Origin of the sequence: Fructobacillus pseudoficulneus (genome assembly GCF_900108455.1) — a bacterium.
GTDB lineage: Bacteria > Bacillota > Bacilli > Lactobacillales > Lactobacillaceae > Fructobacillus > Fructobacillus pseudoficulneus.
In genome coordinates, this window is sequence record NZ_FNWS01000001.1 from 117,335 (window position 1) to 142,246 (window position 24,912).

22 protein-coding genes are annotated in these 24,912 nt (G+C 45.1%); 4 read left to right on the plus strand and 18 right to left on the minus strand.

What is annotated here, in order from left to right:
- The first annotated feature begins 134 nt into the window (after window positions 1–134).
- Complete coding sequence (locus BLW39_RS00580) at window positions 135–392, plus strand: hypothetical protein (RefSeq protein ID WP_059375484.1); 258 nt, start codon at window positions 135–137, stop codon at window positions 390–392.
- Window positions 393–435: 43 nt separating this feature from the next.
- Here BLW39_RS00580 and trmB read toward each other — a convergent pair whose 3' ends face one another.
- The 3 genes from trmB to BLW39_RS00595 are packed head-to-tail and all read right to left on the minus strand — an operon-like array spanning window position 436 to window position 3,114.
- Window positions 436–1,095 (minus strand): tRNA (guanosine(46)-N7)-methyltransferase TrmB, encoded by a 660-nt coding sequence (gene trmB / locus BLW39_RS00585; protein WP_059375489.1) that lies wholly within the window; start codon window positions 1,093–1,095, stop codon window positions 436–438.
- 19 nt (window positions 1,096–1,114) lie between these two features.
- A complete protein-coding gene (locus tag BLW39_RS00590; protein WP_059375494.1) occupies window positions 1,115–2,407 on the minus strand; it encodes an ABC transporter permease in 1,293 nt (430 codons plus the stop codon).
- Entirely contained in the window at window positions 2,404–3,114 is a 711-nt protein-coding gene (locus tag BLW39_RS00595; protein WP_059375505.1) for an ABC transporter ATP-binding protein, read from the minus strand. The genes BLW39_RS00590 and BLW39_RS00595 overlap by 4 nt, the downstream gene beginning before the upstream one ends.
- Before the next feature lie 98 nt (window positions 3,115–3,212).
- Between BLW39_RS00595 and BLW39_RS00600 the strand changes: the two genes are divergently transcribed.
- The 3 genes from BLW39_RS00600 to BLW39_RS00610 are packed head-to-tail and all read left to right on the plus strand — an operon-like array spanning window position 3,213 to window position 4,833.
- On the plus strand, window positions 3,213–3,641 hold the full coding sequence (locus BLW39_RS00600; RefSeq protein ID WP_059375515.1) for an HIT family protein: 429 nt from the start codon (window positions 3,213–3,215) through the stop codon (window positions 3,639–3,641).
- Between the two features lies 1 nt (window position 3,642).
- Window positions 3,643–3,882 (plus strand): hypothetical protein, encoded by a 240-nt coding sequence (locus BLW39_RS00605; RefSeq protein WP_059375520.1) that lies wholly within the window; start codon window positions 3,643–3,645, stop codon window positions 3,880–3,882.
- Between the two features lie 51 nt (window positions 3,883–3,933).
- Window positions 3,934–4,833, plus strand: coding sequence for a peptidyl-prolyl cis-trans isomerase (locus tag BLW39_RS00610; RefSeq protein ID WP_059375523.1), 900 nt, complete (start codon window positions 3,934–3,936; stop codon window positions 4,831–4,833).
- Between the two features lie 67 nt (window positions 4,834–4,900).
- Here the strand turns inward: BLW39_RS00610 and BLW39_RS00615 are convergent, their stop codons facing one another.
- The 15 genes from BLW39_RS00615 to BLW39_RS00685 all read right to left on the minus strand — a co-directional run bounded on the left by BLW39_RS00615 (window position 4,901) and on the right by BLW39_RS00685 (window position 24,866).
- A complete protein-coding gene (locus BLW39_RS00615) occupies window positions 4,901–5,914 on the minus strand; it encodes a 3'-5' exoribonuclease YhaM family protein (RefSeq protein ID WP_074717654.1) in 1,014 nt (337 codons plus the stop codon).
- The gene (locus BLW39_RS00620) at window positions 5,907–8,303 is read right to left on the minus strand and encodes an ATP-binding protein (RefSeq protein WP_059375526.1); all 2,397 of its coding nucleotides are present in this window, start codon (window positions 8,301–8,303) and stop codon (window positions 5,907–5,909) included. The genes BLW39_RS00615 and BLW39_RS00620 overlap by 8 nt, the downstream gene beginning before the upstream one ends.
- Window positions 8,293–9,483, minus strand: coding sequence for a metallophosphoesterase family protein (locus BLW39_RS00625; RefSeq protein WP_158705819.1), 1,191 nt, complete (start codon window positions 9,481–9,483; stop codon window positions 8,293–8,295). Before BLW39_RS00625 ends, BLW39_RS00620 begins: the two co-directional genes overlap by 11 nt.
- A 138-nt stretch (window positions 9,484–9,621) precedes the next feature.
- Entirely contained in the window at window positions 9,622–10,974 is a 1,353-nt protein-coding gene (gene glnA / locus BLW39_RS00630; RefSeq protein ID WP_059375530.1) for a type I glutamate--ammonia ligase, read from the minus strand.
- A 92-nt stretch (window positions 10,975–11,066) separates the two neighbouring features.
- On the minus strand, window positions 11,067–11,405 hold the full coding sequence (locus BLW39_RS00635) for a MerR family transcriptional regulator (RefSeq protein WP_059375537.1): 339 nt from the start codon (window positions 11,403–11,405) through the stop codon (window positions 11,067–11,069).
- Window positions 11,406–11,433: 28 nt separating this feature from the next.
- Entirely contained in the window at window positions 11,434–14,124 is a 2,691-nt protein-coding gene (gene polA / locus BLW39_RS00640; RefSeq protein ID WP_059375542.1) for a DNA polymerase I, read from the minus strand.
- A gap of 81 nt (window positions 14,125–14,205) precedes the next feature.
- On the minus strand, window positions 14,206–14,931 hold the full coding sequence (locus tag BLW39_RS00645) for a Bax inhibitor-1/YccA family protein (RefSeq protein WP_059375548.1): 726 nt from the start codon (window positions 14,929–14,931) through the stop codon (window positions 14,206–14,208).
- A gap of 89 nt (window positions 14,932–15,020) precedes the next feature.
- Window positions 15,021–16,355, minus strand: a complete 1,335-nt coding sequence (murC, locus tag BLW39_RS00650; RefSeq protein WP_059375553.1) for a UDP-N-acetylmuramate--L-alanine ligase — start codon at window positions 16,353–16,355, stop codon at window positions 15,021–15,023.
- A 15-nt stretch (window positions 16,356–16,370) separates the two neighbouring features.
- Window positions 16,371–17,027, minus strand: a complete 657-nt coding sequence (gene ytpR, locus BLW39_RS00655; RefSeq protein ID WP_059375556.1) for a YtpR family tRNA-binding protein — start codon at window positions 17,025–17,027, stop codon at window positions 16,371–16,373.
- Window positions 17,028–17,090: 63 nt separating this feature from the next.
- Window positions 17,091–17,768 (minus strand): 5'-methylthioadenosine/adenosylhomocysteine nucleosidase, encoded by a 678-nt coding sequence (locus BLW39_RS00660; RefSeq protein ID WP_059375563.1) that lies wholly within the window; start codon window positions 17,766–17,768, stop codon window positions 17,091–17,093.
- Between the two features lie 22 nt (window positions 17,769–17,790).
- Window positions 17,791–18,099, minus strand: coding sequence for a hypothetical protein (locus BLW39_RS00665; RefSeq protein ID WP_059375566.1), 309 nt, complete (start codon window positions 18,097–18,099; stop codon window positions 17,791–17,793).
- Window positions 18,086–18,664 carry an NUDIX hydrolase gene (locus BLW39_RS00670; RefSeq protein ID WP_059375575.1) on the minus strand — a complete coding sequence of 193 codons (579 nt, stop codon included), beginning with the start codon at window positions 18,662–18,664 and terminating at the stop codon, window positions 18,086–18,088. Before BLW39_RS00670 ends, BLW39_RS00665 begins: the two co-directional genes overlap by 14 nt.
- A 1-nt stretch (window position 18,665) precedes the next feature.
- On the minus strand, window positions 18,666–18,881 hold the full coding sequence (locus BLW39_RS00675) for a cold-shock protein (protein ID WP_059375583.1): 216 nt from the start codon (window positions 18,879–18,881) through the stop codon (window positions 18,666–18,668).
- Between the two features lie 115 nt (window positions 18,882–18,996).
- Window positions 18,997–20,448: an NCS2 family permease gene (locus tag BLW39_RS00680; protein WP_059375659.1), complete on the minus strand. Its 1,452-nt coding sequence runs from the start codon at window positions 20,446–20,448 to the stop codon at window positions 18,997–18,999.
- 104 nt (window positions 20,449–20,552) lie between these two features.
- Window positions 20,553–24,866 (minus strand): PolC-type DNA polymerase III, encoded by a 4,314-nt coding sequence (locus tag BLW39_RS00685; protein ID WP_059375587.1) that lies wholly within the window; start codon window positions 24,864–24,866, stop codon window positions 20,553–20,555.
- Window positions 24,867–24,912: the final 46 nt, after the last annotated feature.

Below are 24,912 nucleotides of genomic sequence, written 5' to 3' on the forward strand. Positions count from 1 at the left end.
TAAAAATCGACATATAAATGATGAAAGTGACTTTTGTAACTAGAATTATTTTACTTTCTTTAAAAAAAACAATACAATGTAAGCAGTGAAATATTTTTTTAATTCAAATACATTTAAGAACGAAAGGAATGCTCATGGTCCAATATAACTTAATTCTGGCCTCTGCTCGGGTAGAAACCGATGTTAAACTGCCCATCACCCCTCGTCGTGGTGATGTGATTTCATTAAGCACTGGTGTTAATACGCCGCATTACCTGGTACAGCGTGTGGAACTCTTCGCTGATTCCGACATCGTCAATTTACATGTCCAACGCTTCCCTGATCAACTTTCGGCCAAATTAGCAATTGATGGTTTCCGCAATACCCGTCAATTTCTTAAAGATGAAGAATAACTAAAAAAAGCTGGCATTTTGCCAGCTTTTTTATGTCCACTTTTTAGAAGTGAGCTTTAACTTTATAGATGGGTTGGCCCAATGCCATAAACTTTTGCTCGTACTCTGTTTCAACATTGCCTTCAACCTTGGCTTCATCAGCATGTAGGTCTAAGGTGTAGTCTTCAGGTGCCCAGCGCATACCAAAGTCCATGAATGAAACTAGAGAGTATTCAAACAAATGACGATTATCCGTCTTGAATTCAACCTCCCCATGGTCTGGCAGGACTGCCTTGTAAGACGACAAGAACGTCTTATAAGTCAATCGGCGGCTTTCATGTCGCGTCTTTGGCCATGGATCTGAAAAGTTCAAATAAATTTTTTGAATTTCAGCCTTTTCAAAGTAAGTTTCCACACCGGAACCGTTTCCATAAAGATAGCGTAAGTTAGGCAAAACACCAACCGCTTCAAAAGACTTCCGGGCAGCAATGGCCACGGCCGTTTCTTGAATCTCCATTCCGATATAGTTGATGTCTGGGTTCTTTTTGGCCATTTCCATGATGAACTGACCCTTACCAGAACCAATTTCAACATGAATTGGTTGGTTTTGATCAAAGAGGTCCTGCCAATGACCGCGCTGCTTTTGTGCGTGTTCTTGGTCAATCACCAAGTCAGTGTGTGCTTGAAGCCAAGGCTTTGCCCAGGGCTTTGAACGTAAATGCATAAGATATCCTTTTTTATTTCTAATATGATTGTTTCATTAGTGCTTTTGGTAACCAAATCCAATTCAGGATGGCCACCATCAACAGTCCCGCTAACAGAACCGTCAATGCAATGGCGATACTATCGATAATGACAAAGATGGCAAAAATTAGGCAAACAATTGTGACCGAGATTTCTGCCAATACCAGCCGAAAACGTTTACTCTGTTCAGCTTTGTCTGGCAAAATCAGCCGCGACCATAGGACGGACTGACTTTGACCAAAGACGGGCAAGAGCTGAAAGTTGACGAGGTAAATCAACAACAACATCCCCCCACCGAACCAGTACAATTCCTGCTTTGGTAGTGCCAATAAAATCAAAGTCCCCACGATACTAATCCGCACCGCCAAACTTAACTCATCGCCACCACGAAGAAGCTTAATCCAAAACAGACGCCGGACCGGGTCCTTTTGGAAACTAAAGTGAGCTAAGAGGTGGTCAAAGGCGCGTCGGCGTTTCAACATGACTCCCTGGCTAGGAACCTGAGCAAACAGACTGTAAAAATGCCAAATGGCCTGATCATGCTTGCGACTCATTTGCAAAGCCCGGTGCCAGTCGATGGTCTGTGCTTGCGATCCGCGCTGTTGCTCAAAGCGCCAGTAGCCAAAAACGCCGACCGTCACAACTACTAGCAAGGCTGTTAGGACCAGACGCAGACCCTGATTAGCAAAGAAATTCACTCCATAAAACAAGCCGGGAAAGACCAATCGAAAGCCTAATGGCCACCAGCGACTAGAAAAGAATGACCGCCATTGTAAGGGCTTTAGCCTTGCGCTAGCAAAGGTCAAATCTAACAGCTTAAAAGCTACCTGTACAAGCAAAATGCCCAGACAAGTCTGCCAGTCACCGGCACCACTCATTTGCAATAGTGGCCAAGCCAAAGCGACAAAGCCAATTTGCCATAAGCTGGCTAAGGCAAAAGACCACAACCAAGCTTGCTCTAAGTACCTGCCCGTCAAGAACCGGTCTGCTGCCGCCAAAAACAAACGATCAGCCGGCTGCAGGTAAGTCACCAAAGAACCAAATTGCAGGCCTAGAATCAGCCAGGCAACAGCTAAGATTGCTGTGTAGGCTGGCCAACCGGCAGGCGCTGAAATATTTTGCCGCTGTAGTGACTGCAGGGCCAAAATAACGGCGCCGGCCATCAGTAGGAGAAAAACAACGAAATGATCATTGAAAAGGAGGCGTAGGTAGCGTTGATTGCGCTTCTGGACACGACGAGCCCGATCTTGATACAAAGATTCGATATCAATTGTTCGTTCTTGTCCTGTCATTCAAACAACTCATCCATTTCCGACAGATTTAACTGGTGGCGCTCAGCCAAAGTAGCTGGACTCGCTTGGTCAACCACTTTGCCTCGATCAAGCAAGACGAACTGATCGACGTAATCAACGGCTGCAGTCACCAAATGGGTAGTCAAAAGAATGGCTCCCCCAGCTTGAGCGCGGTCGCGCATTAGCTGAACCAGTGATTTTTGAGCCAACACATCTAAACCGATAAACGGTTCATCAATCACCATCAAGGGCGCTTCCAGTGCAAATGCGGACACCAGCATGACCTTTTGTTGCATCCCCTTTGAAAAGTTTTGTGGTAACCAATGCAACTTATCCGTTAAGCGGAATGTTTGCAATAGTGCCATCACCTTCTGCCAGTGATCTTGATCATCGAAACCATGGCTAGCGAGCATTAAATGCAGGTGTTCTGCCAGGGTTAATTCCGGGTACAAAATCGGCTGTTCTGGTACATAAGCCAACTGTTGCTTGAATTCGGCTGGTTGCTGATTTAAATCGACATCATTTAACTTAATCGAACCTTGCAAAACTGGCCGTTCACCAATCACATGTTTCAGTGTCGTTGACTTACCCGCGCCATTCAGGCCAATTAAAGCCACGATTTGCCCATTGGTTACCGTAAAGGAAACATCTTTCAGGACGTCTTGTCCAGCATAACCACCATATAAATTTGTAATCGATAGTCCCATAAGCTTTATTATACCAGGTTCGAATGGTACGCGGCAGTTTGGCGTTAAATTTTGCTATAATATAGAATAAAGAAAACAGCAGGACAAAGGAGGCCACCATGGCAGATATTTTTGACAAAATCATTGCGGGAGAAATTCCCTCTTATAAGGTTTACGAAGACGACGATTTACTCGCCTTTCTCGATATTTCGCAAGTTACCCCTGGGCACACCCTCTTGATTCCAAAAAAGCACGTTGACGATATTTTCGCCTATGATGAAACGGCACAAAAAGTGCTGTTGAAGTTACCAGTTCTGGCCCGAGCCATCCGTGACTCTGACCCAACCATTACTGGGATGAACATTTCATCTAATAACGGTCCTTCTGCCGGCCAAACTGTCATCCACTCCCACTGGCACTTAATTCCACGCCGTGACCAGGATGGTCTAAATGACGCCTTGGCCCCAACCATTGATAATTCCGATAACTATGATGAAAGTCAGTATGAAGCGCTAGCCAATAAAATCAAGCAAGCATTGGAGCAATAAAATGGCCTTTACTAAAGTAAAAGAAACTTGGGCCGACATCAAAAAGATTGTTCAGCTAAGCCACCGGGCACAAAAGCAGGTCCAGGTGCTCCAGGCAAGTTTGGCTGAAAATCAAAAAGACCTGGCGGAATTAAGTCGCCACGCCAAAAAGATCCAGTATCAAAATCAAGCTCATTTTGACCGGATTGCAGAAGTCCGGGAAAAAATGGCTGAAGACCGCTCGGGCCATTCAAAACTATGATAGAATAGTCTTTGTATCATTTATTTCATATTGGAAGGAAACAAGATTCTTATGCATCGCAAAATTATCTGGGGATTCATCGCCCTTGTCTTCTTCGGTGGAATTGCTTACTTAGGATTCGCTACCACGAAGACGTTAGCTACAACGGACGCCGGTAAGATTACCCAAGAAGAATACATCGATAAGGTCAAGTCATCATCTGCCGGAAAACAAGTCTTTGCCCAAATGGTCATCGACAAGGTTTTGGAAAAGCAATACGGTAAGCAGGTTTCAAAAGCCGACGTCAATAATGCTTTCACTACCTCAAAGGCTCAATATGGTGACTCATTTGCCACGATGTTATCACAATCTGGCATGAACGAGCAGCAATACCGTGAATCATTACGCGAAAAGCTTGTGATGAATGCAGCGGTAAAGGCAAACTACACTGTGTCAAAGGACAAGTTAAACGATGCATATAATAACTATGTTCCTGACACAACGATTTCTTTGATCACTGCTAAGGACCAAGACACTGCCCAACAAGCAATCGATGCTTTGAACAACGGAACTTCATGGGATGATGTCTACAAGCAGTACTCATCAAAGAATTCACAGGCAACTAAGTCAGGTCAATTGCCTGCCTTTGACTCAACCAACACCACGGTTGATTCAGAAATCCGTAAGGCTGCCTTTAACCAAGATGCTGGTTCATACTCATCATCACCAGTTAAGGCATCATCTGGTTCAAACTACTACGTTGTTCGGACTGACAAGATGATTGATAAGCCAGCCGAAAGCAAGGTTGAACAAAAGTTGAAGGATAAGTTGACCAACGACTTTATCAATGATTCGAATAATTCAAGTGATATTCAAAAGATTATTGGTAAGATCTTACGCAAGGCCGATGTCAACATCAAAGACTCTGACTTGAAGACCGCCCTTTCAGCTTACCTGACTGCCGGTGTTTAAAATATTAAGCAAAGCAAAAGCGATTCCATTTAATGGAATCGCTTTTTTGTGTCTTGATTAAGCTAGCTTAGAAAAGCGAACTTGGGTCAACCGGCTGCTCGGCTGGTGCAGACTCATTTGAATCAGCGACTTGCTGACCGTCCTCAGGCCGATAAAAGGAACGATTGTCCAAAGCAAAGACGCGCTTTGACCACTCACCAGGAGCGGTTTGTTCCATTGCTCCAGTCATCATTTGCATCGAGGCATCCATTTCATCCAGTTGGTGTAAAATTTCAGCTTCCATGACCTGTGGACGGATTGGTGAGCCGTATTCTTGCAAACCATGGTGGGCCAAGACAACATGGCGCAACAACAAAACGTCCTCTTGATTCAAGTCCATGCCCAAGTCATGAACCGCCAAAACCAGCTGCTCATCAACCAAAGTAATGTGACCAATCAACTTACCAGCCGTTGTATACTCCGTTGCCACCGGTCCAGAAAGTTCAATCACCTTGCCTAAATCGTGCAACAATGCGCCTGCTAACAACAAGTCGCGGTTAAGTTGCGGATATAGGCCGCTCACTGCTTCAGCTAAGCGCGCAATCGATAGGCTATGAAAGGCCAACCCTCGCGCAAAAGCGTGGTGATTCACCTTTGCGGCCGGAAACTCCAAGAACTGTTCCTTGTACTGCTTGAATAAGTGCCGCACTAAGCGGTTCCAGGTTGGTTGCGTAATCTTAAATAACGTATCCGTTAATTCCGCCTCTAAATCATCCTTTTTCACCGGCGCACTTTTGATAAAATCGGCAGCACTAGTGGGTTCACCCGCTTCAGTTAGCCGTAATTTACTAATTTGCACCTGTGGTGTCCCCTTAAAGGAGCCACGGGTTCCCTCGACCTTAACAATTTGACCAGGTTGAAAGCGGTCAATATCAGCTTGACTGGCGTCCCAGAAATTCCCAGAAATATCACCAGACCGGTCGGCAAAGGTTAGCGCCAAAAAGTCCTTACCAGTTTTTGTCTGTCGCACTTCCGCCTTTTTGAGTAAAGCAAAGGCATCAATTGCATCATTTTCTTTGTACTGTAATAATAACTTAGCCATTTATCTCCCCTAACTTGATCTGTTGACTACCAGTGGGATTTGCTTCATCAAATGTCCAAAAAAGAACCTGTTGGTCGACTGCTAGTTCCTGAATTAAGGCTAACACTTCTTCCCTACGGCTGGCATCAAAATTAACAAAACCATCGTCAATCAAAATTGGCAGTTTTTCCTTTAGTGGCAAACTTTTCACCAAGGCGAAGCGGACGGCCAAATAGACCTGATCAATCGCTCCGGTCGAGAGCTCACCAATAGCAAATTCTTCGCCATTTGACTGGATTACCCGAACCTTTTTATCCGTTAAAATTAAGCGGTTATACTTTCCCTGTGTAAGGCGTGCTAAATAATCACCCGCTTGCTCAGTCACATTGGTACTTAATTCCACGTCTTGGCCGCTAAAGGCGGTTTTTAACGTTTGTGGCAACAAAGACGCTGTCAGGTACTGGGCAAATTGCTCCTGCAAATCGCTTTCAGCATTGGCGAGCTTTTGCGTTAAAGCTTGGTATTCTTCTGCAGAAACCAAGGATGCCTGGCGGACCTGGAGATCTTGTTGCTGCTTTTGTAGGTTGGACAATTCGTCTTGGCCTTGCTGGCGACTTTGTGCTAACTGGCTTTGCGCGGTTTCAATAGCAGCAAGGCTCTGATACTGGCCTAGTTTAGCCAAAGTCGCCTTCCCTAACTGCCCTTCAATATCCGCAATTCGCTGCTGCTTAGCGGCTTGACCACCCTGCTCTTGCAGCGTTTCTGCCAGTTGCTTTAAGTCAGTCAAACCAGTTTGGTGAAGCAGCTCTTGAATGTCAGCCTGCACCTGGTCCTTTTGCTTGATCAGCGTTTGCTGCTGGTGAAGCATATCGTCCAAACGAACCCGGTCCGAAACAGCTTGCTCCGGTCGCCGCTCTTCACTAGCCATTGCATCCTTAGCAGCAACCAAAACCCGGTCGATATCCTCGATGCCGCTATAAGTTTGCAAATAGGCAAATTTCTTGGCATCAAAGTCTTGCAAATCATGGACCAGCTCTTTAATCAATAACTGCTGTTGCTTGACGCCTTCATTTAGTTCGTTTTGTGCATTGGCCGCTTTTTGCACCTGATCTTGTGAAGATAAGATGGTGGCAACCGATAATGGTGCATAATCAGCCCGAATTTTATGCGCTTTTTGACCACGAACACTGGCCATAAAGGCAAAACCGATGGTGGCCAAGGCCAAGGGACTTTGAATCAAGACCGATTGAATAATCGCTGCACTCCCTAACAAGGCAACAAAGCTGACGATGGCCGTGGCTACCCAGGGGTTAGTTCGTTCTAATAAGGCACTTTGCCGGCGAGTTAATGGTTTTGGTATCGGACCAGTAAAATATTGCTGAAACCGCGTCAACTGACCAGTCAACTTATTAGCTTTTTCCTGGTTGGCAGCTAAAATAGCTGAATTAGCTCGAATTGCCTGCAGAATCCCGGCTATCTCGTCATCTTGCTGCACCGTCTCCCGCCGCTTTTGCTGTGCCTGTAATTGCTGCTGAATTTGTTCCAACTGCTGGTTGACCCAATTTAAATCAAGTCCTAACTTTTGGCCACGTTGGTAGTCCGCCTCGTTAACATTAGCAGCCGGTCGTTGCTGACCAACGCCGTGTCGAGTTGCCTGTAGCTCTTCAAAGAGTGGCCACGTTGCTTGTAAGGCCTTTTTTTCTTGAATTTCTTGATTAATTTTTTCAACTTCACGGCGCTTTTCCGTCAATTTGCCTTGAATTTGGCTCAATTGACGATCATTTTCAAGGTACTCAGCAAGCGAATCAGCCTGACTTTGTCGCTGATCCAGTAAGTCTTGGTACTCTTGGTTGGCAACGTTTAACGGGCGTTTCCCGGTTTTTTGCCTTGAAAATAACTGTTGACCTTGACTGGCTTCTTGGTCAGCCCAATTCAACCAGTTTTGAGCTTGAGGCTCCGTGTAAGTCAATAAGCGCTTTTCCAAATCAGGACCGGTCAGTTGGGACACCTGACTTAAATCTTGTTCATTAAAAGCAAAAATTTGCTCATAGTCCGCCTGGGTTAATGGATTAAACAGTTCAGTCAAAAATCCCTCTGCATCGGCTTCAACTTGACCGGTGTCAAGGTTGGTCACCGTTAAAGTAGACTTTGTGCGGTTAATCCGACTAATTCGGTACCGACCAGTCTTTGTCTCAACCACCAGGGCCCCACCGTATTGAGCACCAGAACGAGGAATATATTTTTGGTCACCACGAAGTGAAAAGCCAAAGAAAATCCCCAAAATAAAGGCTTTCAGCGTCGATTTACCAGCCTCATTGGCCCCAGTAAACACCTGCCAATCGGCTAAGGAATCAATGGTTGTATTTGTCCAGCGACCAAACCCAGTGATTTCGATTGTCCTAATTTTCATTTGGGTCCCTTTCTGCAATCAACCGCTGCAACCGACTTTGTAGATCCTCTTGTCCGGCTTTTGAATAAAAGTAATCACGCACCTCGATTGGCACCTGTTCCGACAACAATTGACCAATGTTTTCTGCATTGACAGTTGCCGCAATTGCTTCGTCCAGTGCCACATCAGCGGGCAACTGAACCGGTTTCACGTCAGCTTCAGTTGGCTTAACTAAATCAACTTTGATTGGCCAATACTTAGCCGATGACGGGCAACTCTGTTGCAACTTTTCCAGCAAGAGCCCCCAGGAATCATTTTCACGCAGTTCCTGACCGACCGTTCCCGTCAACTGGATGGACAAGAGCGTTGTTTCATTAAAGTCTCTTGCGCTGAGCTCTTCTTGTAGCGTTGCCAAATCTGGACAATCTGCAATTGCCAAATTTTCCCAGACGACGGGTGCTACCGAACGAAATTCTGCTTGCAAACCAAGGCCCGCTTCATCCGACACCAAATAAAAGCCCTTCGGACCGGTTTCGTTCCGGTTGAGTCCTTGAAGGTTACCCGAGTAAGCAACCATTGGGTTTTCATGCAAAACTTGCCGGATGTGAATGTGACCTAATGCCCAATAATCATAGCCTTTCGCCACCATTTCATCCAAGTTAAAGGCAGCGTATGCTTCGCCATTTTGACCGATAGCGCCATGATAGAGACCCAGATGATAATCTTCCAACTGGCTGTCTTTAACCGGAAAGTCCGGCAAAGCAGACTGCCGTTGAAAGCGATCACTATAGGAAAAACCAGTCAGGCTAACTCGGTCACCGGACCGAACCATAATCTCCTTGGTTTCAACCTTGGCATCAAAAACCATGACGTGGTCTGGCCAAGTCGGATGGGCCAGCTGGCTTTGCTGAAAATCATGATTACCAAAGGAGACGGCCACCCAAATATCAGCCTGGTCTAACTTGCGAAAGGCTTGGAGCAGTCGCTCTTGAATCAAGGCCGAGTTATCACTACCGTGAAAGAGGTCCCCAGGAAACAAAACCAAGTCGACCTTCTCAACAATCGCAGTCTCAACCAGTCGGTCCAGTGCAGTAAAGGTTGCTTTTTGGATGGCAGCCTGAAAATCAGTCCTCAAATGCTGACTAAGACCGGTAAATGGGTTACCAAGATGAACATCACCGGCATGAATAAATTTCAGCATCATAACCTCCTTTTTGACCAGTCGGCTGGCCTTTTTGTCTATGTTACTTATAGCTACAATTATACCGAAAGGCCGGCAAAACGAGCAAATAAAAAGACGACCTTTCGGTCGTCTTTTTGATTGTCAATACGATTGATTTTAATAGTTATTGAAGTAGTTATCCAATTCCCATTGTGAAACAAATTGACGGTATGAAGTATATTCAATCTTCTTCGCTTCAATGAACTTATCAGTGATGTGAGTACCGATAGCATCGATGATAGTATCATCATTAGCCAATTCTTCAAGGGCAGCCAGCAATGTATCAGGCAAGTTGACGATGCCTGCCTTCTTGCGTTCGTTTTCATCCATCAAGTAGATGTTCTTATCAACATGAGCTGATGGTTCCAACTTGTTATCAATTCCATCAAGTCCAGCAGACAAGATAGCAGCCAAGGCAGTATATGGGTTCGTTGTTGGATCAACTGAACGCAATTCCAAACGAGTAGCCAAACCACGTGAAGCTGGTACTCGAACCATTGGTGAACGGTTAGAAGCAGACCAAGCAACATAAACTGGCGCTTCAAATCCTGGTGTCAAACGCTTGTATGAGTTAACTGTTGGGTTAGCCAAAGCAGTCAAGGCTGGGGCGTGCTTCAAAACACCACCCAAGAAGTGCATTGCTGTATCAGACAAGCCCAAGTTCTTGCTTTCATCATGACCGTCAAAGACATTACCGTCCTTGTCAAACAATGACATGTTGGTGTGCATTCCAGATCCGTTAATTCCTGAAACTGGCTTTGGCATAAAGGTTGCATAGTAACCGTTTTGACGAGCAATCGTCTTCACAACCAACTTGAATGTCTGAATCTTATCAGCCATATCAACGGCATCAGAGTACTTAAAGTCAACTTCGTGCTGACCAGCAGCCACTTCGTGATGAGCTGCTTCAACTTCAAAGCCCATCTTTTCCAAAGTCAAAACGATTTCACGACGAACGTTTTCACCACGATCCAATGGTGCCAAATCAAAGTAGTTTCCATGGTCATTTAATTCCATGGTTGGTTCACCCTTTTCGTCCAACTTGAACAAGAAGAATTCTGGTTCAGTTCCAACGTTAAAAGCAGTGAAACCTTCTTTTTCGGCACGCGCAACAGCGTCCTTCAAAGCAATTCGTGGGTCACCCTTAAATGGCGTCCGGTCCTTTGAATAAACATCTGCAATCAAACGTGCAACCTTACCACCATGTTCATCAGTTGCCCATGGGAAAATCATGAACGTTGACAAGTCTGGGTACAAGTACATGTCTGATTCGTTAATGCGAACGAATCCTTCAATTGATGATCCATCGAACATGAGGTCATTATCTAAGACCTTGTCCAGTTGTGAAACTGGTACTTCGACGTTCTTGATTGCGCCCAAAACGTCAGTGAATGTCACACGAATGAATTCAACCTGTTCGTCTTGAACAATCTGCTTAATGTCTGCTTTGGTGTAAGAAGGTTTTGCCATTAGAAACTCCTTTACTTGGCTGCTATCTGGGTACATTTTATTTTTTCTTGGCCAAAGGCTCTCTTCGACCAAGTTCGTGTTAATTTAAGTTTTTAGGGATTATTGAAGCGGGCAATCTGAGCAAATTCGTCCTGCAAAGACCGGCGGAGTGAATTGTCTGTTCCTAATTGCGCCTGGTTCTTGCGTTCCGCCTTTGCAAAGAGCTCTTTAATGTCAGCAGTTGAATCGCCGGCATCGAGATAGTCCTTGATTTGGAGGAGGCGATCAATATCGTTGAGTGAAAAACGCCGTTGACCACCCTTGCCCCGTTTTGGAGTAATCAATTCATGTTGCTCATAATAGCGAATCTGTCGATCGGTTAAGAGCGTTAGCTCTCGGACGGTTGACATCGGTAAAACGGCTCGGTTACGTTGTAATTCTGAACTTGACATTGTTACTCCTTTCCAACGGTGGCAGCAGTTATTTGGCCTCGTACCAAGTTGGACCAGAATGGTCTTCAACCTTGAGCGGTACGGACAGTGAAACAGCGGAATCCATGACGGATGTGACTAACTCTCGGACTTGTTCTAACTCCTCTTGTGGACATTCAAAGACCAATTCATCATGGACCTGAACGAGCATTTTCGCTTTCAAATTTTGTTCTTCAATTGCTTGATTAACTTTAATCATCGCAATTTTAATAATATCGGCTGCCGACCCTTGAATTGGTGAATTCATGGCCGTTCGCTCTGCAAATGACCGACGGTTGAAATTTTTAGAATTAATTTCTGGCAAATAACGGCGGCGGTGTTCAATTGTTTCAACAAAGCCATCCCGATGAGCCTGTTCTTTAATTTGTTCCATCCAGTCATGAATCTTTGGGAACTCCCGGAAATAGGTTTCAATAAACTCTTTAGCATCTTTGCGAGAGATACCGAGATTTTTTGAAAGACCGAAGTCCGAAATCCCATAGACAATTCCAAAATTAACGGCCTTGGCTGTTCGACGGTGGTTGGCATCAACCTCTTCATCGGGCCCCAGGCCAAAGACGGCCCGCGCCGTTTCGGCGTGAATGTCGTCGTCATCCATGAAGGCTTTCTTCATGTTGGGGTCACCGGTAATGGCGGCTAAGACCCGCAATTCAATTTGCGAATAATCGGCCCCAAAAATCAAATAATCCGGTTGGCTTGGCACAAAGGCGTGACGAATTTTTCGGCCTTCTTCCGTTCGCATTGGAATATTTTGCAAATTGGGATCAACCGATGACAGACGGCCGGTCTGAGTCAATGTTTGTAAGAAACGTGTATGAATTTTTTGATCAACCGGGCTAACCACCGCCAGCAGACCGTCAACATAGGTTGACTTAATCTTAGCTAATTGCCGGTATTCCAAGATATGACTAACAATTGGCGCCTGCGGTGCTAATTGTTCCAAGACCTCAACAGCAGTTGAATAACCTGTTTTAGTCTTTTTAATCACCGGCAAGTTCATCTTTTCAAACAATAATTCGCCTAATTGCTTCGTGGAATTGATATTAAATTCTTCACCCGCAATTTGATAAATTTGATCCTTGAGTTGGGCAATCTTTTCGTCCAACTCTTGTCCCATCTTACTAAGGCGGTCTTCATTAACCATAAAGCCTTGGGCTTCCATCTTCGCTAACACAAAGGAAAGCGGCAACTCAATGTCATGGTAAAGATGACTTTGTTGGTGCTCCTCTAAGTCAGCAAAGGCCTGATCACGAAGCGTATCAATTACTTCCGCCTTATGGCCCAAATGGTTATAAAGCAGTTGATCATCGGTTGGAACCGCAAATTTGGCCCCCTTACCATAAACTTCTTCGTCTTCTGGTAAATAAGCACCAAACCGTGAGGCCAAGGTTGCTAAGACATTGTCATTGCCAACTGTGTCAAGCAGATAAGCCACGAGCATAAAATCAAAGTCAACACCGGCCAACTTAAGGCCTAAGCGGTGCAATAAGACCCAGTGCTCTTTCGCATTGAATAAACGAACCTTCTTGGCTGGGTTTTCAATCAAAGCTTTTAATTGATCATTTTCAAACCAAGAAAAGTCACGGCTGGCAAAATAACCAACCTTATCATTTCCAATTGCAAAGGCAATCAAATCTGCCGTGTGATAATTATCAGAGGTCGTATCGATTTGTAAGGCGAAGCTATCAACCGTTGCTAAGGTAGCGACTGCGGCATCATCTAGTTCACGAACTGGATGAAAGTTAGAGCTTTCAGCTTCCGCTGCCTCAACCGAAGTATCATCCTGGTCAACTAATTGGTGAGCCTTCAACTTGTTTAAAGCCTGCTTAAAGTGCAACGTCTCAAAGAGTTCGACCAAGCCCTTTGTCTTTGGCCCATCGTACGTCAAATCCGTTAGGCCAATTTCGAGGTCGGCGTCCGTAATAATGGTCGCTAACTTCTGGGCCCGATAGGCCACGTCCTTATCAGCAATCAAATTTTCCTTCATCTTGGACTTCTTCATCTCATCGACATGAGCATACAGGTTGTCCAAGTCATGGTATTCGGTTAACAGCTTCAAAGCTGTCTTCTCACCAACCTTGGTAACACCCGGATAATTATCCGAAGTATCACCCGTCAAGGCCTTTTTATCAATGATTTGTTCTGGTGTCAGACCAAATTTTTCCTGGATGTGAGCTGGTGTGTATTCTTCAATCTGAGTCACACCTTTTTTCGTAATCTTAACGGTGACATGGTCAGTTGCTAGCTGGGTTAAATCTTGGTCTCCGGTAATGATGAAGACGTCATAACCAGCAGCTTCTCCCTGTCGAGACAAGGTTCCAATAATATCATCGGCTTCTAAGCCAATTTGTTCGTAGTTATGCAGGCCGTGGGCCTCAACCATTTCACGTAAATATAGAAATTGTTCTTTAAACTCAACCGGCGTTTTATCCCGGCCACTCTTATATTCCGCGTATAAGTCGCCACGGAAGGTTTCCTTACCTGAACGTGCATCCCAAGCCACTAAAGCCAAGTCGGGTTGCATTGGTAAGATAATTGTCTCTAAAAAATTGTTAAAAGCCACGAGGGCATTGGTGTGTAATCCCTCTGGTGTTACCATTCGGTCTAGCTGTTGGTACATAGCGTAGAAAGCCCGAAACGCCAGCGAATTTCCATCGATTAAAAGTAGTTTTTTAGTCATTGGTTAGTCCTTATTTAACTTGTTTGTAGTTTAGCACAAAAAAAGCCCGCCGAAGCGAGCAATGTTAGTTTTTCTGACACGTTAATTTCGGTTATCGCCGAATAACTGAATCAAAGCATAGAAAATGTTCATGAAATCAAGGTAGAGCATCAAGGCACCAGAAACAGCTAAACTAGTTGTCTGTGTCTCACCTGCACCATTGGCTGACAATTGTACATATGCTTGACGCAAAGTGTTATTATCATAGGCCGTATACAAGGCGAAGACGATAACCGTCGCAATTGAAATCAGTGCTTGGAAAGCAGATGATCCCATAAAGAGGTTAATCACAGAAGCCACAATAATTCCAATCAATGCACCAAACAAGATTGGCTGCATTGAGGTCATTGAGCGCTTTGAGAAGTAGCCGTAGAGCGCCATTCCGCCGAACAAGGCAGCGGTTGAGATAAAGGCTGCTCCAACAGAGGCAGCAGTATAAATTGCCAATAGCAATCCTAACGTCAACCCTTGCACAGCTGAGAAGGCCATCAACAGTCCAAAAGACTTGGCGGGGTTACCGGCAAAGGAAGCGTTGCGAATCATTGCCACAATCACCAATTCGACTACCATCACGGCAGCAAAGCCGACCCAGCTACCGATAAAGAGGCGTGCTACTTGGGCCAAGAAGAAGTGCTGCACGATATAACCGGCAACAGCTGTTACGGTCAAGGCAATGGCCATGTAGCCGTAAACACGCTGGAAGAAGGACTTCATGCCTTCATCAGCACCCGTCACGTCGCGGCGAGCATTCATATCAAAATTATCCATCATATACCTCCAATAAATTGGTATTTAGAATCCAGTTTTCAATCCTTACTAAATTATAATTGAAAAAAATTAAATTAAGATTAAAAAAGTTAATTCAGATCAGGTTGAATTTGCCCTAACAACTTTTCATAGGCAAATTCATACTTTTGAATGTCCCCCGCTCCCATAAAGACCAAAACGGCATCATGGTGCTTGAGCAGTGGCGAAACATCCTCTTCTTTCAAGATACCGGCACAGGCTGGTAGCTCATCGGCAATATCTTGGGCCGAGACCGTTCCTTGCGTTTCACGTGCTGAACCAAAGATTGGCGTCAAATAAACCGTATCAGCGGCAGACAAGGCCTTAGCAAACTCATCCTTGTAAGCAATTACCCGGGTGAAGGTATGTGGCTGAAAGACTGCCACAATTTCCTTATCCGGATACTTTTGCCGGGCCGCATCAATCGTTGCTTGAATTTCCGTCGGATGGTGAGCGTAATCATCAATAATCGTGATGTCTTGAATTTGCTTCTCTGAGAAACGCCGCTTGACTCCCGGGTAAGTCAGCAAATACTGACGAACCAAAGCCAAATCAATTCCTTCAAGGTAAGCAATGGCGATTACGGCCGTTGCGTTGTAGACATTATGCTGACCAAAGATTGGAATAGCAAAGTCACCAAGTTCCTTGCCTTGGAAAGACACTTGGAAAGTTGAGCCCGTCGTGCTCTTTTGAATATCGTGAATCAAAAAGTCGTCACGACCATCCTGGTCGCCATAATAATACATTGGCACATCAACCTTGATGGCCTGCAAACTTGGGTCATCACCCCAGGCAACGATTCCCTTTTTCACACCCTTAGCGAAGTCTTCAAAGGCTGACTGAACATCGGCTAGGTCATGGTAGTAATCCGGATGATCAAAGTCAATATTCGTTAAAATCGCATAATCGGGATGGTAGGGTGCAAAGTGGCGGCGATATTCATCAGCTTCTAAGACAAAGAAGTCTGAATTAGCCACACCATGACCAGTACCATCACCAATCAAGTAGGAAGTCTTTTCCACGTTTTTGAAAACATGGGCCAACAGACCGGTTGTTGAAGTCTTGCCGTGAGCACCAGCAACGGCAATTGTCGTTGCTTGATCAATTTGTTGAGCCACCGCTTCCGGGTATGAAATCATTTTCACCCCGGCATCAAGCGCCGCCCGAACTTCAACTTGGTCATCCTCAAAGGCATTTCCACGGATAAACGTGGCGTCCTTATTGGCTAAGACGTTTTTAGCATCAAAGGGCAAAATTTTAATACCGGCTTTTTCAAGGGGAGCCTGCGTATAGGTAAATTGGTCAATATCAGAACCAAGTACCTGATTGCCTTGATCATGTAAAATTTGAGCTAACGGACCCATTCCAGTCCCCTTAATCCCAATAAAATAGTATTTTTCTGACATAATTGCCGTTCCCTTTTAGTAGTTTGTATCAATTAAGCCGTCCGCATACAAACTTTGGGCAGCAGCGAAATCAAATGCTTGACCAATTTGGCCAAAGTCGGCTGGCAAAACCAACGCTCCTGGCTTATCAGGAGCACCTGGTAATTGCAATTCCCGACCAGAAACAATCATTCCGGCAGAAGGAACACCACGCAAGGCACCATCCCAAATAATTTCGCCAGAAGGCATCATTGAACCCGGCTTAGCAACGACGACACGAATGCCCTCTTTCATATTGGGTGAGCCAGAAACAATTTGCAACTGGGCTGCTTCACCAACATTTGCCTGAGTAACGTGAAGGTGGTCCGAATCAGGATGTGTCGTCATTTCAACAACTTCTCCAACCACTAGGTTAGATGCTTCAACCTGAATTTTTTCTTCAAATCCAGCTGTTTGCAAGGCCTGGTTAACTTGAGCAACTTGGTCAGCGTCCAAGAAAACTTGACCGGCCTCTGCTGATAGGCCAAGGCTTTGACCAAGCCCTTGAATATTAAAAGCAATTAATTGCTTTGTCTCAGTGTCAGCGACCTTTGTCACTGGCCCGTTAGTTGTAATGGTAACTTTTCCGGCAGCCGGTGCGAAAGTTAACATCAAAATATCGCCGACGGCTGCTTGGTTATAAACTGCAATCATGTTTATTATTTCCTTACCTAAAATTTTATTTTTAAGATTCAAGACAAATCAAAAAATCAACTCTTACGCTTCTTTCTTTTCCAAATAAGATAAGAGTAACTGCGCTGATTGGCGACCAGCCTCGACAACGTATTCATCGAAGACGACTGAAGATTCGCCGTTAGCCAAATCCGAAACACCGCGCAAAACGATGAACGGTACCCCAAAACGATGAGCAACTTGGGCAACTGCAGCCCCTTCCATTTCGGCCACTAATGCCTGAGAAAAGTGTTCCTTAATTGCTTCTTTTTGCTTTTGTTGAACAAAGCTGTCACCCGAAACAATCAAACCAGATTGGCTAGACGTTAAGGCTGTAAATTCCTTTACCAGGGTTGCATCTGATTCAAACCGGGCTGGTTGACCAGGCAATTGACCAAATTCATAGCCAAAAACAGTCACATCGGCATCAGAATAGGCCAGTTCACGGCCAATCACTAAGTCACCAACGGCCAATTCTGGCTGCAAAGCCCCTGCTGACCCCGTGTTAATCACGACGTCAACTGCCATAACTTGAGTCAAAATCGTGGCTGCAGTTGCGGCAGCAACCTTACCAATCCCAGATTCCGCCAAAAAGACTTGGTGGCCAGCATAATCTCCTGTCAAAACAGACAAGTCACCAAACTTTTTTTCAACGGGATTTTCAATTGCCGCAATCAATGCCTTCTTTTCTTCTGGCATTGGGGTGATAATTCCAACCTTCATTTACAACTCCTCAGACAATTTATTAATTAAAATTCACAAAGAAAAAGAACAAATAAGTCGCAACAATCAAAAGGGCAACAAAAATCATCCCCCGGTTATAACGGTAAGCCAAACGATCAGTCCGACCCTTTTCAGTCAGTTGACCATCTGATCCTAATTCAAACCGGCCCTTCTTCGTCAAACGCATTTCAGCTCGATTTTCGGGCTGAACCACGGTGATTTCATCCGGGTGCTCCTTGGCATATTCTTTTTCAACTTGCTGGCGTAACTTCGCCCGCTTCTTTTCTTCTCGACTCTGACGAGAGCGAGTGAAAAAATTATTTTCTGCCATTTTTCAATCTCCAATTAGCCCAAAATAAGTAGGCCGTAATGGTTTTTTGGTCGTTTAACTGAGCCGACTCATACAAGGCGGTTAATTCATCAAAGGAAACCGTCTTAAGGTCCAGGGACTCACCATGGTCCCGTGGTAATTGGTCGGCATCGGTTAAAGGTGCCATATCACTTGCCAAATACAGGTTAATCCGTGAATCGGTGAAGCCAATTGCTTCATAACCAGAGGCAAACTCAATCAACTTACCAGGGTGAAAGCGAATCTCTTCATTCAATTCCCGAATGGCAGCGGCATGGGCCGCTTCCTGTTCGTTGCCGTGATCACGTTGATCAACCTTACCGGCAGGAATTTCCAAGACAAAGTCGTTAGCAGCAGCCCGCCATTGACGCACTAAGATGGCATGATCAGCATCAACTAAAGGCAAAACCCCAACTGCCAGCATGTGATGCACAACATCACGCTGAGCAGTTGTTTTATCTGCTAATTGCACTTTTCGTTGTTCCACCGAAAAAATTGGTCCTTGATAGACCGTTTCGCTGGTCAATAGCTGCTCTTTTTCCGCCAACCTATGCCTCCTCGTTCACCACTTGAACTTGAGCTGCTTGGAAGGCATCCTTGCCCTGCACCAAGACATACTCCACTCGTTGACCAGGTTTTAATGATTTAAAGCCATCCCCTGCTATCCCGTTAAAGTGGACATACACATCAGGCCCCTTTTGATCTGGTTCGATATAACCATAACCACGATCGGCCTGCCAAATTTTTACTGTTCCATATTTCATACCTATATTATAGCAAAAAACCAGGGCACCCGCTGATTAAAAGTCCCTGAGCCAGTTGAATCAACCTTTTTTGGCCATAAAAAAAGACGACATTCACTGTCGTCTTTTACTAGGTTTAAATAATGGCAATCAAGATAAAGTTAATCAAGAAGAAGGCCGTAATAATCAAGAGAATTGGTGACAACTTCTTAAATTGCTTTTGAGCAATCTTAACTACGATGTAAAAAATGAATCCGGCCGCAATTCCATAAGAAATTGAATATGAGAAGGCCATGAAAATTGACGTGAAGAAGGCTGGAATAGCAACTGCCGTATCCGCCCAATCAATCTTCTTAAATTCGGCCATCATCATAATTCCAACCACGATCAGCAATGGCGCAATTGCAGCAGTTGGGACAACGGAAACCAATGGTGCCAAGAAAAGCATCAAAGCAAAGCCAATTGAGGTCACAATGTTGGCCAAACCTGTCCGACCACCAGCAGCAACACCCGTGGCTGATTCAATAAAGGTGGTGGTGTTTGAAGTTCCAACAGCACCGGCCAGAGTGGTCGTAAAGGTATCAACAACCAATGCCTTATCCATCTTTGAATTGAAAGAGTTATCCGCCACGAAGGCTTCTTGATCTTCCTTTGAGAAGATCCCCGTTTGGTTACCAATCCCAATCAAGGTTCCGATGGCATCAAACAAACCAGTCAAGCCCATGGCAAAGATGGTGACAATCGCCAAAAGCGCCTTTTGCCAATCAGTAAAGAGTGATTGCATTCCTTGGTGGCCAAAGGTTGCCCCAAAGGTTGATGAAAATTCTGAAAAGGCATGTGGCAAAGAAGTTGCCGCTGACAAATGCGTATTGGTAACACCCATTGGAATTCCAATCAACGTTGTAGCAATCAGGGTAATCAAGAATGCTCCTGGCACCTTTTTCACCAACAAGAATGTCAGCAAAACCAAACCAATCAAGGCTAACAAGGCTGGTGATTGGGTAAACTTTGTCAATTCAGGGGTCACACCACCCGAAGCCAACAATGAGGTCAATGGGCCGTGAACTGTCCCACCATTATAACTCTGGTCATTCACTGTAATCAGGTTTTTACCATCAATGACAAAGTTAATAAAACCGGCATTCTTTAAACCAATATAGGTCACAAAGACACCAAGGCCACCACCAATGGCAGCCTTCAGTTCCTCAGGGATGGCTTTGACAATCGCTTGACGACCGTGTGTCAAGGTGATTAAGACATCTAAAATCCCAACCAAGAAGACGATTGCCAGGGCCTGCTGCCACTTAAAACCAAAGCCAAAGACAATGGTGTAAGTAAAGTAAGCCTGCATTCCAATCCCTGGTGCTAGAGCGAAAGGAACGTTAGCATACAAGCCCATGAACAACGTCCCAAAGACCGCCACAAAGATGGCCGCAATAAAGACTGACAAAGCTGGAATCCCTGTTTGACCCAAAATTTGTGGGTTCAAAAAGAAGATGTAGGCCATCGAAACGAAAGTCGTAATCCCGGCCACAATTTCACGTTTTACCGTGGTATTGTTTTCCTTTAATTTAAAAAATGATTGCATGGTATCCGGCTTCAAAAGTGCCGGCTCCTTTTCTTATTTTTTTGATAACTGCTGATATCCGCCACAGCAGGTCCTACATTATTCTAACTATCTCACGGTTGATTTTAAAAATCAAACAGTGACAACTGATTTTCATCCGGCAAATCCGAAATCACGGAATGCAAGGTCAAAAACTCAATAATCGTTTGTGATACCTTACCGCGCTTTTTCAAATCTTCCTTACTGATAAACTTCTTTTCGGCTCGAGCGGCCACAATTTGCTTGGCAACGTTATCCCCTAGCCCAGGAATTGTGGAGAATGGTGGAATCAATTCATTACCATCAATCACCCAATCCGTCGCTTCAGATCGGTACAAATCGACCATCTTAAAGGAAATCCCACGTTCCAAGGCCTCATTGGCCATTTCCAAAACCGTTTGTAGGTCCTGGTCACCCTTGGTAGCATCATTACCCAAGTCTCGAATTTTGGCAATAGCTGATTTGACGGCTTCCTTACCGCGAGCCATGGCGACCACATCAAAGGCAGAGGCCCGAACTGAGAAGTAAGTAGCGTAATAAACAGCTGGGAAATAGACCTTAAAGTAGGCAATCCGCAAAGCCATCAAGACATAAGCCGCCGCATGGGCCCGAGGGAACATATACTTAATCTTCAAACAAGATTCGATATACCATTCTGGCACGTCATGTTCTCGCATCAGGGCCTGGTACTCATCGGTAATTCCCTTTCCCTTACGCACCTTTTCCATGATGTTAAAGGCATCTTCGGAGGGCAAACCATAGCCAATCAAATCGGTCATGATTTTATCACGGGTTCCAATCACAGTCGCGATCGTTGCCGTCCCGTTTTCAACCAAATCATGGGCATTGCCCAACCACACATCCGTTCCGTGGGACAGACCAGAAATCTGTAGCAATTCCGAATAAGTATGGGGTTGGGTATCTTCGAGCATGCCCCGGACAAAGCCGGTTCCAAATTCCGGCAAACCAAGTGTCCCGGTCTTTGAATTAATTTGTTCTGGCGTTACCCCCAGGGCCTCCGTCGAAGTAAAGAGGCTCAAGACACCAGGATCATTGGCGGGAATTGACTGCGGATCAATTCCAGACAAATCCTTCAAAGTTCGCACCATAGTTGGATCATCATGCCCCAGAATATCCATCTTCAACAGGTTATCGTGAATCGAATGGTAATCCATGTGAGTCGTTTGCCAAAGCGCATTTTGATCATCGGCCGGATACTGAACTGGCGTAAAGTCATAAATATCGTAGTCAGCCGGGACAATCAAGATACCACCGGGATGCTGACCAGTCGTGCGCTTAACTCCCGTAATTCCAGCAGCTAACCGTTCGACTTCGGCCCCCCGATAATGTTTGTCATGGTCCCGTTCATAGGCCTTGACGTAACCAAAGGCGGTCTTTTCAGCCACCGTGGCAATCGTTCCCGCGCGGTAAACCTTCTTTTCACCAAACATCACCTTCATGTAGTTGTGGGCAATCGGTTGGTAATCGCCAGAGAAGTTCAAATCGATATCGGGCACCTTATTTCCAGTGAATCCCATGAAGGTTTCAAAGGGAATATTTTGCCCATCCCCAATCAACATCTCGCCGGGATGATTAGGGTCTTCTTTGTCCGGCAAATCGTAACCAGACCCGTACTTCTTTTCGTCGGCTAATTCAAAGTAATCCCCGTGGGCCGACCGGTAATGTGGTGGCAGTGGGTTAACTTCCGTGATTCCAGACATTGTCGCCACAAATGACGAACCAACCGAACCACGCGAACCAACCAGGTAGCCATCCTTATTGGACTTAGCCACTAGTCGTTGCGAAATCATGTAGTGTGGTGCGAAACCGTTCCCGATAATCGACTTTAATTCTCGGTCAATCCGCTCTTGAATCAATTCAGGCAACGGGTCACCATACATTTCCTTTGCTTTGGCAAAGGTCTTGTCACGCAGTTCATCCCCAGCTTCTGGAATTTGAGGTGGATACGAGCCTTCCTTCAACGGTGCAATGGTTTCGACTAAGTCAGAAACTACGTGCGTATTTTCAATCACCACTTTCTTGGCCAAATCTTCACCCAAAAAGGCAAATTGGTCTAAGAGGTCTTGTGTCGTCCGAAAATGTAAGTCAGGTAAATTTGTTCGATTCAGGGGGTTCCCTGGTTGTGACCCAATCAGAATACTCCGATAAATCTTGTCTTCCGGATTGGTGTACTTGACATCCCCAGTGACTACTACCGGCTTATCAAGTTCTGACCCGATTTGAATCATTTCCTTGATAATGCTTTCAAGCTTAGCCGGATTAGCAATTAATTGACTATCCAACATGGGCTGATAATTAGCCAATGGTTGAATTTCGAGGTAGTCGTAAAAATCAGCCTTCTTTTTGGCCGCTTCATAACCCTTTTCAATCAGAGTCACGATTACATCACCGCCAGTATCACCAGTTCCAATCAGCAAACCTTCACGATACTTTTCTAAGACGGACCGTGGAATCCGCGGTACCTTGTTAAAGTACTCAACATTTGAGGCCGAGACAAGGCGATAAAGGTTTTTCAGTCCCACTTCATTTTGCACTAAAATTGACACGTGAAATGGTCGGCCATGCTTCCAGGCCCCACCATCCAACATGTGGTCATTTAACTGATTAAAGTTCGTTAAATCATAGCGTTCTTTGGCTTCCTTCAATAACTTCCAAGCCAAGTGTCCAGTGGTTTCCGCATCATAAATCGCGCGGTGAGCCTGTTCCAGCTCAATGCTAAACTTCTTAGCCAAAGTCCCCAATCGGTAAGACTTATAATCCGGATAAAGCCAGCGAGTCAAGGTTAGCGTATCAATGACCGGGTTTTCAATTGGATGTTGTTGATAACGAGCATAAGTGGCATTCAAAAAGTCCACATCAAACGTCACGTTATGACCAATCAAAATGGTGTCCTTTGACCACTCACGAAAGGCTGCAATCACCTCTTCTTCGGGTTTAGCATTGGCAACCATCGCATCGGTGATTGAAGTCAAGTTAGTAGTAAATTCAGACAAGGGGAAGCCGGGGTTGATGTATTCCGAAAACTTATCAACCACGTTACCCAATTCCATTTTAACGGCTGACAATTCAATAATTCGGTCAGAAACCGCCGACAAACCAGTCGTTTCCAAATCGAAGGCAACATAGCTTTGGTCTTTGGCCAACAAGTCTAAGTCCTGTGAATTATAGGCAATCGGATCACCGTCCTCCACGACGTTACCTTCCATACCATAAATCATCTTCAGCTTTTGACTCTTAGCTGCCGCGATCGCCGTCGGATAGCCCTGCACATTACCGTTATCCATCACGGTCAACGTATCTTGGCCCCAGGCACTGGCTAAGGCAGCCACACCAGCAAAGTCGGTTACCGCGTCCATCCCGGTCATGTTGGTATGAACATGCAATTCGATGCGCTGTTCATCACCCTCATAGCTTTCAGCCCGCTTTTCATGGTCAACAACCTGCAAATCATAAATGTTGAGAGCCAATTCGCGCGCATAGGTATCCTCTTGGACATTCCCGCGAACTTTGACCCACATACCATCCTTTAATTCGTCAAAGACTGCCTCATCTTGTTCATTATTTGAAAACTTCTTAGCCGTAATTGATGATGAATAATCGGTTAATTTCAAAGTCATTAATTTGCGACCAGACCGTAATTCTCGGACTTCTGAGGCAAAAATATACCCTTCAACCGTAATCCGAGATTCTTCACCATCAATGTCTTCCAAACGAGTAACCGGCGTATCGGGGTTAATCGCCCGACCCAAGCGCAGGGCTACCCCACCAGCAGCCTGTTTTGGCTTAGCGGCGGCAGCCTTTTCAATCGCTTGGTTAATCGTGTTTTGTACATTTTGTTGGTGTGAATCAAACTGCTCACGCAATTGGTCTTGCATGGCCGAATCAACCGCCACGGAAAAGGTCAATCCAGTTAAGCCGCAACGATCGTAAGCTTTCGCTAGTTCGGTTAGGACCTCCTTGGTTAAGGATGCCGCCAAATTAGGTACGGCCATGGCAATCGTTGCCTGTCCTTGCCCTGTTAATGACAGCCGCGATGAAGCGGCAATTTGCTGGCAAGTAGCAAAATTTAGGCTAGTTTTAGCTAAGGCAAAGTGAAAATAAGCTTGCACATCGGCCTCGGCAAAGCCAGAATTTTGGGTTTGAACCACTAAATCAACTGCTTCAACATGTTGAAAATTAGCCTTTAAACCACGGTCAAAAGACAGGTAAGCCGCAAAGGGCAAAACCTGTTTGACAGAAACAACAAAGTGCCAAGACTTCTTTTGTGGGTTAACTTGCACTGCGACAAGTTGACCACCTCGAAAGTATTCCTTGACCTCATCTGGTTGCTTAGTCTGGTTTAACAGCTGATCCAATTGTTCTGCTGGATTAAGTGGCATAACTTACCTTTCTTTGACCTTAAAAAGCCGACTTCCATCGGCTTTT

What these genes read in the sequence shown, in the direction of transcription:
- glnA (WP_059375530.1), bottom strand. Translation starts at nt 10,974, where the DNA reads ATGGCAAAACCTTCTTACACCAAAGCAGACATTAAGCAGATTGTTCAA.
- murC (WP_059375553.1), bottom strand. Translation starts at nt 16,355, where the DNA reads ATGTCAGAAAAATACTATTTTATTGGGATTAAGGGGACTGGAATGGGT.
- BLW39_RS00595 (WP_059375505.1), bottom strand. Translation starts at nt 3,114, where the DNA reads ATGGGACTATCGATTACAAATTTATATGGTGGTTATGCTGGACAAGAC.
- trmB (WP_059375489.1), bottom strand. Translation starts at nt 1,095, where the DNA reads ATGCATTTACGTTCAAAGCCCTGGGCAAAGCCTTGGCTTCAAGCACAC.
- BLW39_RS00675 (WP_059375583.1), bottom strand. Translation starts at nt 18,881, where the DNA reads ATGAAATATGGAACAGTAAAAATTTGGCAGGCCGATCGTGGTTATGGT.
- BLW39_RS00680 (WP_059375659.1), bottom strand. Translation starts at nt 20,448, where the DNA reads ATGCAATCATTTTTTAAATTAAAGGAAAACAATACCACGGTAAAACGT.
- BLW39_RS00610 (WP_059375523.1), top strand. Translation starts at nt 3,934, where the DNA reads ATGCATCGCAAAATTATCTGGGGATTCATCGCCCTTGTCTTCTTCGGT.
- BLW39_RS00590 (WP_059375494.1), bottom strand. Translation starts at nt 2,407, where the DNA reads ATGACAGGACAAGAACGAACAATTGATATCGAATCTTTGTATCAAGAT.
- ytpR (WP_059375556.1), bottom strand. Translation starts at nt 17,027, where the DNA reads ATGATTGCAGTTTATAACCAAGCAGCCGTCGGCGATATTTTGATGTTA.
- BLW39_RS00645 (WP_059375548.1), bottom strand. Translation starts at nt 14,931, where the DNA reads ATGGATAATTTTGATATGAATGCTCGCCGCGACGTGACGGGTGCTGAT.
- BLW39_RS00580 (WP_059375484.1), top strand. Translation starts at nt 135, where the DNA reads ATGGTCCAATATAACTTAATTCTGGCCTCTGCTCGGGTAGAAACCGAT.
- BLW39_RS00625 (WP_158705819.1), bottom strand. Translation starts at nt 9,483, where the DNA reads ATGCTGAAATTTATTCATGCCGGTGATGTTCATCTTGGTAACCCATTT.
- BLW39_RS00685 (WP_059375587.1), bottom strand. Translation starts at nt 24,866, where the DNA reads ATGCCACTTAATCCAGCAGAACAATTGGATCAGCTGTTAAACCAGACT.
- BLW39_RS00605 (WP_059375520.1), top strand. Translation starts at nt 3,643, where the DNA reads ATGGCCTTTACTAAAGTAAAAGAAACTTGGGCCGACATCAAAAAGATT.
- BLW39_RS00600 (WP_059375515.1), top strand. Translation starts at nt 3,213, where the DNA reads ATGGCAGATATTTTTGACAAAATCATTGCGGGAGAAATTCCCTCTTAT.
- BLW39_RS00615 (WP_074717654.1), bottom strand. Translation starts at nt 5,914, where the DNA reads ATGGCTAAGTTATTATTACAGTACAAAGAAAATGATGCAATTGATGCC.
- BLW39_RS00635 (WP_059375537.1), bottom strand. Translation starts at nt 11,405, where the DNA reads ATGTCAAGTTCAGAATTACAACGTAACCGAGCCGTTTTACCGATGTCA.
- BLW39_RS00620 (WP_059375526.1), bottom strand. Translation starts at nt 8,303, where the DNA reads ATGAAAATTAGGACAATCGAAATCACTGGGTTTGGTCGCTGGACAAAT.
- BLW39_RS00665 (WP_059375566.1), bottom strand. Translation starts at nt 18,099, where the DNA reads ATGGCAGAAAATAATTTTTTCACTCGCTCTCGTCAGAGTCGAGAAGAA.
- polA (WP_059375542.1), bottom strand. Translation starts at nt 14,124, where the DNA reads ATGACTAAAAAACTACTTTTAATCGATGGAAATTCGCTGGCGTTTCGG.
- BLW39_RS00660 (WP_059375563.1), bottom strand. Translation starts at nt 17,768, where the DNA reads ATGAAGGTTGGAATTATCACCCCAATGCCAGAAGAAAAGAAGGCATTG.